13 protein-coding genes are annotated in these 17103 nt (G+C 63.5%); 9 read left to right on the forward strand and 4 right to left on the reverse strand.

The annotated features are described in order from the left end of the window. Positions 1–30: 30 nt before the first annotated feature. Positions 31–1521 carry a helix-turn-helix domain-containing protein gene (locus ABR323_RS03765; protein WP_439448275.1) on the reverse strand — a complete coding sequence of 497 codons (1491 nt, stop codon included), beginning with the start codon at positions 1519–1521 and terminating at the stop codon, positions 31–33. A gap of 560 nt (positions 1522–2081) precedes the next feature. Between ABR323_RS03765 and ABR323_RS03770 the strand changes: the two genes are divergently transcribed. From ABR323_RS03770 to ABR323_RS03785, 4 genes are all read left to right on the forward strand, one after another. Beyond that, complete coding sequence (locus ABR323_RS03770; RefSeq protein ID WP_100434701.1) at positions 2082–3221, forward strand: SPFH domain-containing protein; 1140 nt, start codon at positions 2082–2084, stop codon at positions 3219–3221. A gap of 21 nt (positions 3222–3242) precedes the next feature. Further along, entirely contained in the window at positions 3243–4595 is a 1353-nt protein-coding gene (locus ABR323_RS03775) for a TFIIB-type zinc ribbon-containing protein (protein ID WP_439448276.1), read from the forward strand. Beyond that, entirely contained in the window at positions 4592–4849 is a 258-nt protein-coding gene (locus ABR323_RS03780; RefSeq protein WP_439448277.1) for a hypothetical protein, read from the forward strand. Before ABR323_RS03775 ends, ABR323_RS03780 begins: the two co-directional genes overlap by 4 nt. A gap of 276 nt (positions 4850–5125) precedes the next feature. Next, the gene (locus ABR323_RS03785; protein WP_439448278.1) at positions 5126–6790 is read left to right on the forward strand and encodes a tyrosinase family protein; all 1665 of its coding nucleotides are present in this window, start codon (positions 5126–5128) and stop codon (positions 6788–6790) included. 54 nt (positions 6791–6844) lie between these two features. Here ABR323_RS03785 and ABR323_RS03790 read toward each other — a convergent pair whose 3' ends face one another. After that, a complete protein-coding gene (locus tag ABR323_RS03790) occupies positions 6845–7741 on the reverse strand; it encodes a tyrosine-protein phosphatase (protein WP_439448279.1) in 897 nt (298 codons plus the stop codon). 17 nt (positions 7742–7758) lie between these two features. Beyond that, entirely contained in the window at positions 7759–10056 is a 2298-nt protein-coding gene (locus ABR323_RS03795; RefSeq protein WP_439448280.1) for a TonB-dependent receptor, read from the reverse strand. Between the two features lie 114 nt (positions 10057–10170). On the opposite strand from ABR323_RS03795, the gene ABR323_RS03800 reads away from it, so the two are divergent. Beyond that, positions 10171–10815, forward strand: a complete 645-nt coding sequence (locus ABR323_RS03800) for a TetR/AcrR family transcriptional regulator (protein ID WP_439448281.1) — start codon at positions 10171–10173, stop codon at positions 10813–10815. A gap of 15 nt (positions 10816–10830) precedes the next feature. On the opposite strand, the gene ABR323_RS03805 is transcribed toward ABR323_RS03800, so the two are convergent. Beyond that, positions 10831–11769: a hypothetical protein gene (locus tag ABR323_RS03805; RefSeq protein WP_439448282.1), complete on the reverse strand. Its 939-nt coding sequence runs from the start codon at positions 11767–11769 to the stop codon at positions 10831–10833. 363 nt (positions 11770–12132) lie between these two features. Here ABR323_RS03805 and ABR323_RS03810 point away from each other — a divergent pair, with 363 nt between their 5' ends. The 4 genes from ABR323_RS03810 to ABR323_RS03825 all read left to right on the forward strand — a co-directional run bounded on the left by ABR323_RS03810 (position 12133) and on the right by ABR323_RS03825 (position 17035). Next, a complete protein-coding gene (locus tag ABR323_RS03810) occupies positions 12133–13932 on the forward strand; it encodes a DUF262 domain-containing protein (RefSeq protein ID WP_439448283.1) in 1800 nt (599 codons plus the stop codon). A 194-nt stretch (positions 13933–14126) separates the two neighbouring features. Then, positions 14127–15323: a hypothetical protein gene (locus tag ABR323_RS03815; protein WP_439448284.1), complete on the forward strand. Its 1197-nt coding sequence runs from the start codon at positions 14127–14129 to the stop codon at positions 15321–15323. 103 nt (positions 15324–15426) lie between these two features. Next, positions 15427–16011 (forward strand): AprI/Inh family metalloprotease inhibitor, encoded by a 585-nt coding sequence (locus ABR323_RS03820; RefSeq protein ID WP_439448285.1) that lies wholly within the window; start codon positions 15427–15429, stop codon positions 16009–16011. Positions 16012–16075: 64 nt separating this feature from the next. Continuing rightward, positions 16076–17035 carry a cation diffusion facilitator family transporter gene (locus ABR323_RS03825; RefSeq protein ID WP_439448286.1) on the forward strand — a complete coding sequence of 320 codons (960 nt, stop codon included), beginning with the start codon at positions 16076–16078 and terminating at the stop codon, positions 17033–17035. Positions 17036–17103: the final 68 nt, after the last annotated feature.

Genomic DNA, 17103 nt, shown 5'->3' on the forward strand with positions numbered 1-17103 from the left:
CAGGCCCAGGCCTGCACCGGGGCTTTCTCTTTACTGGTCCGGCGTACGCCGGTAGCTGCGCGGGCTGACCCCCACCGCGCGCCGGAAGCTCTTTTCGAAGTGGCTCAGGTCACCGAAGCCGACCTGCAGCGCCACATCGGTGATGCGCAGGCGTTGCCCATCGCGCAGCAGCTGCTTGGCATGCTCGATGCGCAGCTGCTGCAGCAGCAACTTGAAGGTCGTACCCAGCTCGCTGCGGAACAGGAATCCCAGGTGCGACTGGCTGACATGGGCCTGGCGAGCGAGGTCACCCAGCGTGACCGGCTCGGCCGCATGGTCCTTCAGATAAGCCAGGGCGCGTTTCAGGCCGTCGTGCAGGCCTTCATGCGAGGTGCGCGGCACCTCCGCCTGCGCGCACCCGGAGGTCATCGCCTGATCTGACTTCTGCGGTGAAACGTCCTGTGCGGCATCGTTGGCAACGTCGAGACCCGCCAGATCCGGGGCGTGACGCGCAAGGTCCTCGCGACGGACGCAGCGGCCGCCGGTCATCACCGCCAGGCGCACGACGACCCGTTCCATTTCCAGAAGATTGCCGGGCCAGTCATGCGCGCACAGCGCCTCCAGCACGTCCTCACCCAGCACGTGGGGGTTGAACCCATGCAGTTCCAGCGAGCGAGCTGCCAGCGCGCCGATATCCTCCACCCGTTCGCGCAGCGGTGGAATATCCACCGTGAGGAACTCCAGCCCAGCCAGCAGGGCACGCGAGAACTGCTTTTCCCGTACCCGCTGCTCCAGGTCCGCGCTGGTCGAAGCAATGACCCGTATCGCTCCGGCCACGCCCGGTTCGGTGTGCGCTGCCGGCAGGCCACGCATGCGATGCGAGAGCTGGCCCTGCAGGCTCGCCGGCAGCTCGTCGACTTCATGGAAGTACAGCGTCCCCCCTTGCGCACGCGCGAACCAGTCAGCGGGTTCATCCAGCGGGTGAACGCAATTTACTTCGACAAATGGGCCATGCCGCGAAGCCCCGCCGCTGTGCAGTGCAGCCGCCAGCTCCATCTTCTCGGTGCCGAACTCGCCACGCAGCAGCACCGGCAACCGACTGGCCGCAGCGCGCTCGATGAATTCATCCATCTGCTTCAGCGCCTCGCCTGCACCCACCAGCAGCAACGGCCGGCTCAACGCCTGCTCGGCCCAGGCCTTGGCTTCGTAACGCTTGATCAGATGCGCGCAACGCTGGGCAAACTGCTCGCCCAATGCCAACGCATTGCCGTCCAGGCTCCCATCTTCTCCCTCAAGATGCAGTTCACCCAGCACTTCACCGCCATAGCGGATCGGAACCCGTTGCAAGGCACGCTGTGCGGTGTCCCTGGCTGCTGGCAGCATCCCCACCGAGGTGCCTGCCACCGTGCCCTGCAGCTGCACCTGTCCGCCCCGCAGCATCTTGTGCTGGCAAAGCTCCTGCACGAATGCACCGAGCAACTCGGGCAACGACGGGTAAGGCCGATAAGCGCGCTGCAGCATCTCACTGACTTGCCTGTGCATTGAAACTCCCCTTTGGTATGGCAACCCGCTGCACCTGCAACGGGCGATCACGCGATATGGGCCGATATGGCGGCATCGCGGGATGCTGCGACGTCCACGCCGCATGCTGTGCCCACGGGTCGCACCGCTGTTGCCGTGCACGCTGTCCGCTCCCGATGTAGCGGGAACTGCCTTCGCTGCTGGAGGTCGGCAAGGCGGACGTGGTCCAGGCCTGGGTCGTGCGCCAACGGGCAGCACTGCCGATGCTGTGCCGACCCGATATTGCCTGGCCGTCACATTCCTGGATTATGGAGAGCGAGTTTCCAGAAAATAAGGATGATAATGACGTGAATACCGGCGCCGGACATTTGTCGCGCATGTGCCAGCAATACCGCGGTGTGAACAAGTGAACGCGCGGGCTGCGGCCCATACTGCCCTGCACGTTCCAGCGGGTATGTATATGCCCGGGGATGCACATGAATGGGAGTTGCCGGCGACGGTGGCGGCAGGCCACCCGGCTCCTCTATAGTCAGTCCAGCTCGGCAGGCATGGTGCCTGCCTCGAATCACAGGGAGTTGGACATGGGTCTGGTACAGGCGGTGAAGGGTGCGGTTGGCGGTGTACTGGCTGACCAGTGGAAGGACTTCTACACCGTGCCGACGGGCCTGCCGTCCACGGCCGCGCTGTTCGCGGCGGTGCCGCAGGGCACCAACGCCGGCCGCGGCTCGAATACCAGCGGTTCGTCCAACATCATCAGCAACGGCTCGAAGATCGTCGTTCCGGAAGGCTACGGCCTGCTGCTGTTCCAGGACGGTGCGATCACCGCGTTCGTCGCCGAACCGGGTGGCTACGAGTGGCGTTCGGACGATCTGAACTCGCAGTCGATCTTCGCCGGCGACGGCCTGGTCAGCACCTTCATCAAGCAGAGCTGGGAGCGCTTCAAGTTCGGCGGCCAGCCGGGCTCGCAGCAGGCAGCGTATTTCGTCTCGCTGAAGGAACTGCCGGACAACCGCTTCGGCACCCAGTCGGAGATCTACTGGGACGACGGTTTCCTCAACACCCAGGTCGGCGCGGTTACCCGTGGCTCGTACACGTTGAAGATCGTCGACCCGATCCTGTTCGTGAAGAACTTCGTGCCGGCCAGCTACCTGCAGCCGGGCCAGGTGTTCGACTTCACCGATCTGGACAACGCTGCCGCCAGCCAGCTGTTCAATGAAGTGGTTGGCTCGCTGGCGCCCGCCTTCAGTCTGTACACCAACGATCCCAGCAAGGGCAACCGCATCACCAAGCTGCAGCAGGACTCGCTGGGCTTCGCACAGAGCCTGTCGGCCGCGGTCGAGCAGGGCTACCAGTGGAAGTCCGACCGCGGCCTGGCCATCGTCAAGACCGCTATCGTCTCGATCGAGTACGACGCCAACACCCGCGAGCTGCTGAAGACCGTGCAGCGCGCCGATGCCCTGTCGGGTTCGCGCGGCAATTCCAACCTGCAGGCCAGCGTGGCACAGGGCATCCAGTCGGCCGGCGAGAATGGCGGTGCGGCGGGTCTGGTCGGTGTCGGCATGGCATCGGGCATGTTCGGTGTTGGCGGCATGCAGCAGCCGGTCACTCCAGCTGCCGACGATCCGGTCGCCAAACTGAAGAAGGCCAAGGAAATGCTCGATCTGGGCTTGATCACCCAGAGCGATTACGACGCGCTCAAGGCCAAGGCACTGGGCCTGTAACCGCCAGGACGCACAACCAACATGTCCGATCCCCGAAACGGCCCACCGCCGCTGCCCGGATCCGCGCCCTCGACGCCGCCGCCCTTGCCGGCGGCGTCGCTGGATGGGCCCGGTTCACCGCAGGATGTCCCTCCCCTGCCCGGCAGTTTCCCGCTGGACACCTCGAAGCTGCCGCAGGCCATCCGCGATGAAGTGGAAGCGCCCGATCCTGTGGCCATCGATACCTCAGCCAGCGAGCTGAAGGACGGCCTCAACCGCTGCCCGAAGTGCGGCGCCACCGACATCCGGCCCAAGGCCGGGACCGATATCCTGGTCTGCCTGTACTGCCGTCACGAATGGCATGGCGCGCGGGTCGAGGAGGAATTCGGCCTGGGCGAAGCCATCGACCAGCTGCGCGGCACCGTCATCGCCTCGGGCGCACGTGACATCGATGCCGACACATCGGCACTGATGACGTTCAAATGCACCGGTTGCGGCGCCGAAGTCACGGTCAATACCGAGAGTACGATGACAGCGCGCTGCCATTGGTGCCGCCATGTGTTCGGTGTCAACGAGCAGATCGCCAACGGCGCGGTGCCCGATGCAGTGCTGCCCTTCCATATCAAGAAGGACGATGCCGTCGCGCGCATCCGCCAGTTCGTCGACAAGCGCCGGATGTTCGCGCTGAAGGCGTTCAAGGACCAGTTCACCCCGGAAAACGTGGTGGGTGTATTCCTGCCGTACATGATCGTCGACAGCAATGTCAGCGCTGCCGTGGCCGGCAAGGGCGAGGTACAGACCCGGCAATACACGGTCGGTAGCGAAAAGAACAAGCGCACCCTCTACGACGCCGATGTCTACCAGATCGAGCGCCATGTCGATTTCACCGTGGATGATCTTCCGCTGGAATCGTCGGCCGATCGCGGCAACCTGGACACCCGCGCCAACACCAACAACATCATCAACACCATCCTGCCGTTCGATACCAAGAACGCGGTGAAGTGGAACGCCTCGTACCTGGCCGGCTTCACTTCGGAGAAGCGCAATCTGGATGTGGAGAAGCTGCGGCCACGGCTGGAAGATCAGCTGCTGTCGATTGCCCGCGCGCAGGTGGAAGGCTCGGTGAAGCGCTACAACCGTGGCGTGCGCTGGGAGCAGGAGCAGCTGGAGGTGCATGGCACCCGCTGGGTGTCGATGTACCTGCCGGTGTGGCTGTATTCGTATCACCAGCCCGGCAAGAACGGCGGCATGCTGCACTACATCGCGGTGAACGGCCGTACCGGCGAAACCATGGGCAGCGTGCCCGTGCAGCAATGGAAGATGCTGCTGGCGGCACTGGCCACCGGCACCGTCATTGAAGCCCTCGCAATTGCCTTCCTGGTGGCATCGACATGAGTGACGACAGTGGCCTCTGGCTGTTGGCGGCAGGTCCAGCCGGCGCAACCGCGCTGTACTGGGCGCTGTACCGCTATTACCGCAACACCGACAAATCGCACTCCTTCGAACACGAAACCGAGATCGAGGCCCAGCCGGTAACAGGCTCGGACCAGAAGGTCGACCGGATCACCGGCACCGAAGACAAGCGCATCCGCGGTGACAACGTGTATGAGTACCGGAAACGGGTTGTTCGAGTGAAACCCGTTGAGTAGAGCCAGGCCATGCCTGGCTGATCGACAACGCAGCAACGACGACGGTGAACAGCTTCAGCCGGGCAAAGGTGTACGCACCCGCGACTGTGGCCTGCTTCGCAGATCAGTCCTGCCTGCCATGCCTATACTACCGCCGCTTTCACCCCGGCCATCGCTGCACCTGCCGGTGGAAGCGGCGGGGCTGGATGTCCCCGTCGGGCCGGCCGCCATGCTGCCGCCGGCCCTGCCAGTGATTTGTAACCCAACGCGGTTCAACCAATCACCAGGGGGAAGGCTATGCGCTACACACGTCGTGATTTTCTTGCAACCACCGCCAGCGCTTCATTGGCGTCCTTGGTCGCACCCGGGGCCTGGGCCAGTGGCGCTGCACCGATCGACAAGGCCACGCAGGCACGCTACCACCGCTACAACGTCACCAGCGCCGAAGGCCAGCGCATGCTGGCCAGCTACGCGCGTGGCATCAAAGCCATGCTCGCGTTGCCGGCGGACGATCCACGTAACTGGTTCCGCAACGCCTTCGTACACCTGATGGACTGCCCGCACGGCAACTGGTGGTTCTATGTCTGGCACCGTGGCTATGTCGGCTACTTTGAACAGACCATCCGCACGCTCAGCGGTGATCCGCAGTTCGCCATGCCCTACTGGGACTGGACCGAGCTGCCACGGATTCCCCCGGCGATGTTCGACGGTGTGCTGACGCCCACTGATAGCGCCTATGCGCCGTATACGCGCAACCTGGCGGTCTTCACCCGGTTCATGCGGCCAGCACTGCAGCGTTACTGGGACAAGCTCGATGCAGGCCAACGCGATCAGCTGAAGTTCCGCGGTTATCTCACCGCGGACGATGTCTGGAACGATGTGACCGGCTACAGCGTCGCGGAGAAGACCGGTATCTCGGGCAATGCGGCGTATGCGATCACCTGCGGCGCCCGCTATCTCTGGCGCGAGAACCCCGGCTTCGATGCAAAAACAGCTTCGGCTGTGTCTCCCGATACCATTCATGCGGGGCTGTCGCCGATCGAGTTCTACAACGCCGATGTGAGTCGCAGCTTCACCAGCTCGCGTACTGCCTCGCACGTGGTGCAACCCGATGGCGCCACAAAATTCTCGGTACTGGAGGGCTTCCCGCACAACAAGGTGCACAACTGCATTGGCGGCGTCGGTGCAGTCGACCCCGGCCCTTACGGCAACATGACCAACTTCCTGTCGCCGCTCGATCCGATCTTCTACCTGCACCACGCCAACATGGACCGCCTGTGGGACGTGTGGAACCAGCTGCAGCAATCCCGCGGCAAGCCGATCATGCCCATCGACGTCAATCAGCGGCGTCAGTTCATGAATGAGCCGTTCCGCTTCTTCGTCGATGCACAGGGAAGGCCCGTTGGCGAGCGTCCGGCCAGCGCGTTCTTCTCCACCACGGCCTTCGACTACGACTACGTCTACGGGGGCCGCAACGACCTGCTGAAGGCGACCGCGCTGCCGGCGGCGGCCGGTGCGGTGCGGCTGGTGCAAGGCACACGTTCCGATGGCGCCGTCCGCGTGGCTGTGCCCAATGAGGCGGTGCGTGCGCACCTGACCTCGTCGGGCCCGCGCCAGTTGATTGCCGAAGTGACCCTGGAGCGACCACGTGGCTTGAACAATACGCGCGAGTTCGACGTGCTGATCAACGCACCAGCCGGCACCGCGTCCGTGGCGGCCGACAGCCCGTACTACGCCGGCACTGTATCGTTCTTCGGACCCACCATGGCCGGGATGGACCACAGCCATCCCACCACGTTCGCGGTGCCACTGCCGCAGAAGCTGGGGGCCCTGCAGGCACTCAAGGCCGCCGATGGTGGAACGACCACGCTGGAGATCCGCCTGGTCGCATCGTCTGGCCAGGCACCGCAGACGTTCCCGGTGCTCGACGCCGCCATCCTGGTGGCGCCGCTGCAACCGTGATGATGCACGGCAGGTGCCGGCGCCGACCGGCACCTGCCTTCGGCATGGCAGCTTTCAGCCAGCCTGACCCAGCCGCACCTTCAACTGCTGGATCTCCTGCTCACTGACTCCGATCGACTTCAGGTAGCCCTCAGCGCCGCCGTACTGGCTGTGCAGCGCCGCGAGGAACTGCTCCATGTTGTCCGGCGCGGTGCCGGCCATGCCCGCCATCCTGCGACCGATCTCCGGGTTCTGCTTGACCAGCGCCATGATCTGCGTGTTCATCGCACTGTCCTTCGGCTGCCCTTCCAGGTAATGCGCAGAGATTGCGTAGTTGTGTACGATCTCGGCCTTCGGCACCCCGGCCAGGTCCAGCAGCAGCCCGGCGATGATGCCGGTGCGGTCCTTACCGGCCGTGCAATGGAAGAGCACCGCACCGTCCTGCTGCGCGGCGATGCGCTGGAACACCTGCTTGAACTGCGGCTTGCTGTGGCCCAGCCATTGCACATAGGCTTCGCCGAGGGTATCGGGGAAGCTGGTCATCATCTTCTGCAGGTCCATCTTCTCGGTGCCCATCAACGAGATGCGCTGGTAGTCGAAGCGATCGTCCCTGGCCAACAGGTCCGGTGACTGTGTTTCTTCATCGGCAGTGCGCAGATCGATGTCCAGTTTCACACCAGCGGCAACCAATGCATCGCGGTCGGCGTCGGTCAGGCGGCCAAGGTCGGCGGTGCGCACGAAGGCGTCGGCCGGGATCGGCCCGTGGTGCCCCTGCAGGCCGGCAAACGTGCGCACGTTCCAGGCGCCCTGCAGCGGGATCACCCGTTGTGCATCGGCAGCTACAGGCTCTATGTTGGCTGCAGCAACCTGCTTCGCAGCGACGGGCTGCGGTGCACCGGCGGCAACCGCCGGGGCAGCCAGCGGAAGGGTCAGCATCAACGCCAGGGCGAGTTCGGTACGAACATTCTTCATTGGTATCTCCAGTTGCATCAGAAGTTGACGGCCACATCCAGGCCGAAGGTGCGCGGGTCGTTGAAGATGCCGCTCTGGCCCAGCGCCGCGCTGTTGATCTTGTAGAACAGGTGCTGCTCGTCCAGCAGGTTGCGTGCCCACAGCGAGAACGACATCGTGGTGCCGGTGCTGTTGACCGGCACATCGACCAGTGCCACGCGGGCGTTCACCACGAACGAGCTGTCGGTGAGCATCTGGTCGTACTCGCTGGTGTAGTAGCCATCGGACCAGTTGCCATCCACATGGAACTTCAGTGCCGAGAAGTTGGCGAACGGCACCAGGTAGTCGACCGACAGGCTGCCCGCATTCTTCGGGGCCAGCAGCGGCTGCACGGTCACCTGCACGCCTGCGCCGAATGGGTCCGTCGCGGTCTGCGCATCGATCTTCGTGTAGGCGTAGTTGAGGCCTAGCGTGAGGTTGTCCACCGGCATCACGTTGAATTCCAGCTCTGCGCCGCGTGACTTGCCATCACTCAGCGCATTGGTGGTGACCATGGTGGTACGGGTTTCACCGCTGTTCGGGTCGAACGGTAGCGAGAAGTCCATCTGCTTGTGTGCGATGGTCGAATCGAACACGGCCAGGTTCAGGCGCGCGCGGTTGTCCCAGAACTGCGACTTGAAGCCCAGCTCGTAGGCGGTCACCTCTTCCGGGCCGAACGCGCTGTAGTTGGTGGAGCGCGAGTTGGCACCGCCGGCCTTGAAGCCAGTGCTGTACTTGGCGTAGAGCATCGCGTGCTCGCCGAGGTCGTAGGCGACGTTGACCATCGGGTCGAAGCGGCTCCAGCGGTCCTTGAATGCAAGGCTGGTCGCCGCGCCATTGACGATGTACAGGTTGCCCTTTTTGTCGTCGCGGGTATAGCGACCGCCCGCAGTCAGGTGCAGCCGTTGCAGCGCCTCGGGCGTCCACGTCGCCTGCCCGAACACGCCCAGGCTGTCGGTCCAGGCCTTGCTGGCGCGGTCGATGCGCACCCGCGAAAGATCCAGCGGATTGGTTGCCGGATTGACCGTGTAGCTGTTGCCACCCGGGCCCCACACCAGCATGTTCGGGGTCTGCGCATTGTCACCGGCAGTCTCGTGGTAGTAGAACGCACCACCGAGGAACTGCACCTGCGAGGTGTTTCCGATCAGCTGGAATTCCTGGCTGTACTGGTGCTGGTAGACCTGCGCCAGGCTGTAACGGCCGAACGGCGTGCCAGCGCCGCCATAGGCCGAGATCGCATCGACCAGGCCCATGTCGAACTGACCCTGGGTCAGTTCCCGGTAGGAACTGATCGATTTCAGCTCAAGGGTGTCATTCAACACCCACGACAGGTTCAACAGGTGGCCACTGGTGCGGCCGATGTTGTCTTCCTGCGGTCCACCCAGGATGGCGCTGTCACGGCGGTCCTGGCTGGCACCGGCCTTCTGCAGCGGGCTGAGGTAGGCGCCTGGTACCAGCACCTGGGTATGGTACGGCGTGGTGGCGTCGTAGGCGCGGTCGAACGCATACAACAAAGAGAAGTCATCGCTCGGCTGCCACAGCGCGCTCAGGCGAGCACCGCGCTTGTCATAGCTGTTGAAGTCACGTTCGCCGCGCATCGGGTTGTCGGTAGTGCCGCCGCGCTTTGCCTGCACGGCGTCGATCTTGAAGCTGACATCGCCCACTTTTGGCAAGTCCAGGTGCAGCGCGCTGTTGTAGCCGCTGAAGTTGGACACCCCCGCGCTGACGCTGCCGCCAAACTCGCCGGTAGGCGCCTTGGTCACGATGCTCACCGCGCCGCCTTCGGTATTGCGGCCGAACAGCGTACCCTGCGGACCCTTCAGCACTTCGATGCGCTCCACGTCGTAGAGCATGCTGCCCAGGCCCTGCGCACGGCCCATGAACACGCCATCGACATAGATGCCGACGCCGGCATCCCGCGCCGGCTGGTTGGCGTCGCCGGAGGCACCGATGCCACGGATACCGATGTTCAGCGCCGAACTGCGGGTGGCGAAGGGCGTGACCCGCAGCGACGGAATGGAGCCATCAGACAGACTGCCCAGTGAGATCGCGCTGCGGTCCTTCAGCGCTTCGGCGTCGATCACCGACACCGAGATCGGCGTCTCCTGCAGGTTGGTGGTGCGCTTCTGCGCGGTCACCATCACCTGGTCGAGAGCGACCACGGTGCGTGCCGCATCGGCGGACGCGCTGGCGTCGGCGCCTGGACTGTCTTCGGCATGGGCCAGCGCCGGCAGAGCGGCGGCGATGGCGAGGGTGAGCAACGGGCGGTGCAGCGTGGCGTGGCGCATCGGACTCATTCGCGGAAGGAGAAGGCCGGCGCAGTCTGGGAGGTGGGAATTACAAATGAATGACCGTTCATTCACACCTTTTGTGACGTACTATCCCGCCTCTGGACGCCCTGACCTCACGCAATGACGCCGAAATCCGCCGTAGTCCCGACCTCCGAAGATCCCGCTGCGGCCCATGCCGAGGCCCAGCGCCGCCGCATCCTCGACGCCGCCCAGAAGTGCTTCATCACCCACGGATTCCATGGCGGTTCCATCGGCGATATCGCCGCCGAGGCCGAGATCAGCCAGGGGCTGATGTACCGCTATTTCGCCAACAAGCGCGCCCTGATCCTGGCCCTGATCGAGCGCCAGCTGCGCCACGACCAGGCCTCGATCAGCGAGATGCCGGCGGCGTCCGATCTGGTTGACGGGCTGCTGGAGTGCTACCAGCAATGGGCGCGTGGTGAGGTGCTGCCGATCCACGGCAACGCCATCGCCAGCGTGGCGCTGTACGCGGAAATCAACGCCGAGGCACACCGCGACCCGGAGCTGGCCAGCGTGCTGCGTACCCATGACAAGCAGACCAGCGCTGCCATCCAGGCCTGGCTGCGCCAGCGCGATGCGCGCCTTGGCCGGGCTCTGGACGAAGAGCAGATTGCCGGCCGTACCCTGTTGCTGCGGTTGCTGGTGGAGGGCCTGGCGATGCGTGCCGTGCGCGACCCGGACCTGCCGCCGGTGCGGCTGCGCGCCCTGCTGGCTGATGCCATCGGGCGGGTGACGGGCGATTGAAGGGCATGCCCCGGATCACTCCGGCAGGGCAAGGCCTTCCTTCTCGTGCTGGAATGGGGCGCAACGGAGCCAATCGCGCTGATGACTGCGTATGCCGGCCGATGTGGTGGTCATGAACTCCCTCGCCTCCGCCGCAGAGTAGAGGTAGCTTTGTGCAGGATATCCCGCCGCCTGCATGCACTGCAGGACATCCAGCATGTTGGATTCGATCCACTTGTCGGCGATCGTTACCTCGATCCCGCCCCATTCAAGCATCGCACCCATCATCACCCGCGCACGCAACGTACCTGTGTGATAGGCATTCTGCGCTCTCGGGAACGCCGCAAAGGCCAGTGTGATGCCTACCAGGAAGTCATAGGCGATCGAAAGCTTCTGCTTCATATCCATCGGATCGACGGACGGCCGGGATCGAAGAAAGCGGGTCGCCAGCAGCCTTCCCGCCATTTCGTCCGCATCGGACTCGATGAACAGGCGCATCGCGGATTGGCCGGCTGCCGGTTTCACAGGGCGCTCGTCCATATAGAGGTTGCCATTGGTGACCGCCTCATATCCAAGGTGGCCCCTTGCCACATGCGCAAACTCATGCATGAAGATCGCGAGGAATCCACAGTGTGCGTAGCGGATGCCTCGATCCCTCCTCTGCTGACTGCCGGGAATGAGGAAGGTTTCCGCACGTGGCCACTCCATCGCCGCCTCCACCAAACCCTGCATTGGAAGCGCTGCATCCAGCCCGGGAACACTCAGAACCCGATAGGCCGCGACGACGGTTTCCAGGAGGCTGCCTGCGGTAATCGACAGGCCATAGACGGGTTCATCCGGATGTATGCGCCAGGCCATGCCGTTGGCGTACGGAGAATCCGTCACGAATCCGCATAGCCGTCCAGGCCGGAAGAGATGAGGTGCGCCACCGAAACCCTGACGGACGCCGGCGAATGCGGCGCTGACTATCTCCATTCCATCCTGAGCTTTGCCCGCCACCGAGAATACCGGGCCAAGCGTGCTCGCTGGCCCCAGGGGCGCGCAACCATGTGCTCTGAGCGTTGCGGTCGCGGCCACACGGTCACGTTGCTGCAACGGACCGAACTCGTACGGGTTCGATGCACGACCGCGGCCTCTGAACAAGCCCAGCCAGCGTCTAATGGGACTGATTCGATTCTGCAACAGCTTGCTCCCGGGCGGGCCGTAGGATGTCAGGAAAAACCTGACATGCGTGCTCCGCACGCAACCGCATAATAGCGATCTGCATCCGGCCCCGGAGGGTTGGTGCAAACACACTTTCGACGAAACGCCCGCATGAAGGCCTGGAGAATGTAGATCATGAAGATCACCCCGACAACGCTCACGCTTCAGCAGTTTTTCTCGGTGGGAAACGAGCAGTTCCTGATACCGGCCTACCAGCGCCGGTACGCCTGGGGGCCGCGTCAGCAGCGCGAACTGTTCGACGACATCCGCCTGCTGCCCGCGGGCGATGCGCATCTGCTCGGCACCGTACTGCTGCTGTCGGACACGCACACTCCCGGCGTGAATCACCTTGAACTGGTGGACGGCCAGCAACGCGTCACCACCCTCACCATCCTGATGCGCGTGCTTGCCCGCAGATACGAAAAGGATGGCGACAAGGAGGCCGCGCAGGAACTTGAGAAGCTGTTGCAGTGCCGGGGCATGGATCGCAAGACCCAGCCGAAGCTCCATCTTGGCGACCTGGATCACTCCGATTACACGTCCATCATGGACTCGCTGGATGTCTCGGAAGTCGAGAATGAACGACTGAAGGGCGCCCAAGTCAACTTCACCGCCTGGGTCCAGCAGCTGACGACCGATGAGCTCAACGAGTTCTCCCACAAGCTGCTCAACAATGCATCCATCATCCGCCTGGACGTCGGCGCAGCAAAGGATGCCTACAAGCTCTTCGAGACCATCAACAACCGCGGACTGCGCCTGAAGCCCACCGACATCATCAAGAATTTCCTGCTCGGCCATGCATCCTCGCTTTCGCAGGCCATGCTGGACAAGGTGAAGGATGACTGGCGAAAGCTGATTGTGGCCCTCGACGGGCTGGACAGTGACGTCTTCTTCCGCCAGTGGCTGGCTGGAAAGCTCCATCGCAAGGTCTCAAAGACCAAGCTGGTGGGCGACTTCAAGTGGTACTACCTGCGCAGCGTGGTTGAGGCCGAAACCATGACCGAATTCCTCTCTTCGGTCATCAAGGACGAAGAGGACGACGAGGATGCGGAGGATGGGGTTGCTGCCATTTCAGATGAGGACGATGCCGTGGATGCCGGCTCCAAGACCGGCAAGCCCCGGAAGGTCAAGCTGGTCGCATTCGCGAGGGCGCTTCGCCAGTCTGCCGAACTCTACTCGAAGCTGCTCTGGTGCCAGACCGGCTCTGCCAAGCTGGATCGGCATATCGGCAACCTCGAGGATATCAAGGCCTTCCAGGCATTCACGTGGCTGCTGGACATGTTCGGGAGGGGCAGCCTCGATGAAAAGGCCAAGATCCGCCTGCTCAGAACCCTGGAATCCTTCATGATGCGCAGGCATATCTGTGAGAAGCGATCCAACGAGCTCGAAACAATCTTCGCGATGCTGACAGGCCTGGATGACGCCGACTACGAGAAGACTGCCATCCGCACGTTGCGCGAGCACACACCGGACGACGACGAGTTCGGCGCCGCCTTCGCCGCATTCCCCTTCGTGCCCGCCGTGATCAATCGTGCCAGGTACGCGCTGCAGGTCCTCGAGTACGATGCGATTGGCCACAAGAACGAGTACTACCTCGCCGATCCGGAGGAGCTTGAGCTCGAACACATCATTCCGAAGGCTGCAGACAAGGCCAGCACCAAGAAGGAGCTTGGTGATTGGCCGAGCTATCTTGGCGAAGGATGGAAATCCAGACACGCAAAAATGCTGCATCGGATCGGCAACATGACCCTGATTGCGGACGAGCTGAATGTGGTTGCCTCGAACAACCCCTTCCAGTCCAAGAAGAAGGAATACGTCAATTCGAACATCCGCTTGACTCGGGATGTCGCCGGGTTGCCGCACTTCAAGTTCAAGCAGGTCGAAGAGCGATCTCAGCACTTCGCAAGTCGCGCTGTCGTGCTGTGGAAGGTCTGACGCCAGGTTGAAGACCGTTCGGAGACGGATGCCGGCATGCGTGAAACCCTGTGGCCTGCGTATCTGACAGCGCGCAGCCGCAGGAATTGGCTTGAATGCGCGCCGCCGTTCGCGGCGGCTGATTCGCGCCCGCTCAAGTCCCTTGCGCTCAGGCCGATAACCCCGGCCTGAGCGCCGATCAAGGAACGAAGGCCGTGACACGACCTGCACCGCATTCCCCTCTCTGGACCGTCATCTCCGGAATCCTGGCAGAGATCAACAAACACAAGTGGGCGTTTGGATTTCTCGGCACCCTGGTGATGGTCGTTTTCTTCTGGCGCATCCGATATCTGCCGAGCCTGACCCTTACTGATATAGGGCTGGTGGCGTTCGCAATCGTGGTGTTCTCCACCTTGATGATCGCGGTGGTCCTCACTACGGGTCTGCTGCCAGCGATGGTACTGGTGGAATGGGAGGCAGCTGGCGTCATCACGGATGGAGCCACCCCGCGGCCGCTCGGGCCAGGATGGATAGCACCTGCACTGGGGAGCAGATGCGCTTATCTGCTGGGCACTGGTACGGCGTTGTACCTGTTGTGGCGCGGACTGTACACGGCACAGGATGATCCCTACCTGTTGTGGATACTGGGAATGCTCCCTGCTGGTGTCCTGGGCTCACTGCTGGTGATCGGAACCCGGCCCGCCGCAGCCACCACTGCAACCGTAACGACGTCGAAAAAGTTCTTCTGGTACGCGAGACTTTTCGTATTGTCTACCGGGCTGTACCTGTTCGCCTACGCATTGATCGCCGCTGTGATGTTTGGAACCCATTCCGCCGCCGCCAGCATGAAGGGTGAATCGATCTTTGCGGTTGCGGTGGGGATACCCTGCGTACATCTTTTCATTCTTTCGATGCGGAAGCTTCCCTTCCGCACCCGCGCCGTCATCACGGGGGTCCTGGTCGTGTTCCTGCTCGGATTGGCGGGGACCATCTTCGAAGCATTGGACCGGGCTGCGAAGGTCTTTCAGCTTGGGTTACTTCCCGGGCAAAGTGTTGTGGTGACCGCTGAAGGTTGCCGGATGGCCAAGGCATCCGGTGTTGTCTCGGCATGCCGGGAACTAGAGGGTCCAGGCAAACCACTCAACGAGATCGAGAACGTCCTGCTCCTCAACCGCCTTGGGAGCCAAGTGGTGATCGCCGAGCCTGGCTGGACGGTGCTTTCACCCAAGCGCACGGTGCCCTTGCCCAGTAGTGAAGTGTTCACCTGGTACGCGGCACATGAACGCTCCGAGCGGCCTTCGCCCCCACCCCAGGCGGAGAAGGCTGTAGTGCCACCATCGCCCCCTCCACAGGAAAAGAAAGCGGGGCCGGCAAGGAAGCGGAAACCTGCCAGCAGGCCCCTCACCTGCTGAGCCCCCGCCCTCCCTGCGTCCCCATGGGGAGCAAACATCATCACACCGTCTCCCGCCCCGCCGGCTCGATACTCGCGCGGCCCACCCTTCCGAGGATCCTGCGATGGCTGCCGTGCTTGCCCGTACCTGCCTGTGCGCACTGTGCTGCCTGGCCCTGCCCACCCTGGCCCAGGACGCCTCGTTCGGCTTCGGCCAACAGACCACCCGTACCGACCAGACCACCCAATCGAGCAGCACCGAGACCCAGAACAGTGGCTCGATGACCACGCAGACCACCACCAGTGGCAGCTCGCAGTCCGAGTCGCGCAGCGAAAGCAAAGGGATCGACGTGGGCTTCGGCGTCCACGCCAACAACGACGACTGGGGCCATGGCCGCCGGCGCGATGACCGCGATGTGCGCGACAGCGACCTGTTCGGCAGCTGGACACTGGGCCAGGAGAACGGCAGCAACTGCACCATCGAGCTGAAGAACATGGAGTGGTTCGGTGGCTACAGTGCCTACGTGCCTGCCGGCTGCCCGGATGGCTTCTTCTCGGCCAACCGCTGGGTGCTGTCGGGCAACCAATTGCTGCTGACCGACAGCAGCAACACCGTATTCGGGCGCTTCCGAGCGTCGGGCGGCGGGCGTTGGACGGGGTACCGTGAATCGGATGGCGCGCGGCTCTACCTCAATCCCAAGGCCAGGTAGGGCCTGCACACCGCAGGTACGCGCCGACCCGGAAGATCACCCATCTGCCCCCACACCGCCTGAAATGTCCGCTCCCACCGGTTCCCGCCTCGTCATCTACGCCGCCCTGGCCGGCAACCTGGCCATCGCCGTGGCCAAGTTCATCGCGGCCGGCATCTCTGGCAGTTCGGCCATGCTCAGCGAGGGCGTGCATTCGCTGGTCGACACCCTCAATGAGATGCTGCTGCTCTACGGCCTGCGCCGTGCAGGCAAGGCCCCTGACCCGGTGCATCCGTTCGGCTACGGACGCGAGCTGTACTTCTGGAGCTTCATTGTCGCCCTGCTGGTATTCGCTGCAGGCGCCGGTGTCTCAGCCTACGAGGGCATCCAGCATATCCGCCGGCCGGAACCGGCCACCAACCATGCACTGAGCTACAGCGTGCTGGGCATCTCCATCCTCTTCGAAGGTGCCTCGTGGTGGGTCGCGCTGCGCGAGTTCCGGCGCACCAAGGGCACGCTCGGCTACTTCGAAGCCTTCCGCCGCAGCAAGGATCCGTCCACCTTCACCGTGCTGCTGGAGGACAGTGCCGCCCTGCTCGGCCTCGGTTTTGCGCTGGCGGGCCTGATCGCTGCGCAGCTGCTGGACATGCCCATCCTCGATGGCGTTGCCTCGCTGTGCATTGCCGGCGTACTGGCGGTGACCGCCTTCCTGCTGGCGCGCGAAACCAAGGGCCTGCTGGTCGGCGAGCCAGCGCATCCGGCAGTGGCCGAACGCATCCTTGCGGTCGCTGAAACCGATCCAGACCTGCGCCGCGCCAACGGCGTGACCACCCTGCAGATGGGACCGCAGCAGGTAGTGGCCATGCTCAGCGCCGAGTTCGAGGATGACCGCCGCACCCCGCAGATCGAGGCATGCATTACCCGTATCGAAAAGGCCGTCAAGCACGAGTATCCGGAGTTGGTGGCACTGTTCGTGAAGCCGCAGACGCCGGAGGTGTATGCCGCCCGCCGTGCGGCACTGGCCGCGCCGCCCCGGCAGGATTGACGCGTCGTCCGCAACGGCTTCACCTGATGGTCGCCACACTGTGTGCTCCTTCTGCGAAGCGCGCCACA

Source organism: Stenotrophomonas sp. ATs4, from assembly GCF_051861585.1.
Classification (GTDB): Bacteria; Pseudomonadota; Gammaproteobacteria; order Xanthomonadales; family Xanthomonadaceae; genus Stenotrophomonas; species Stenotrophomonas maltophilia_AS.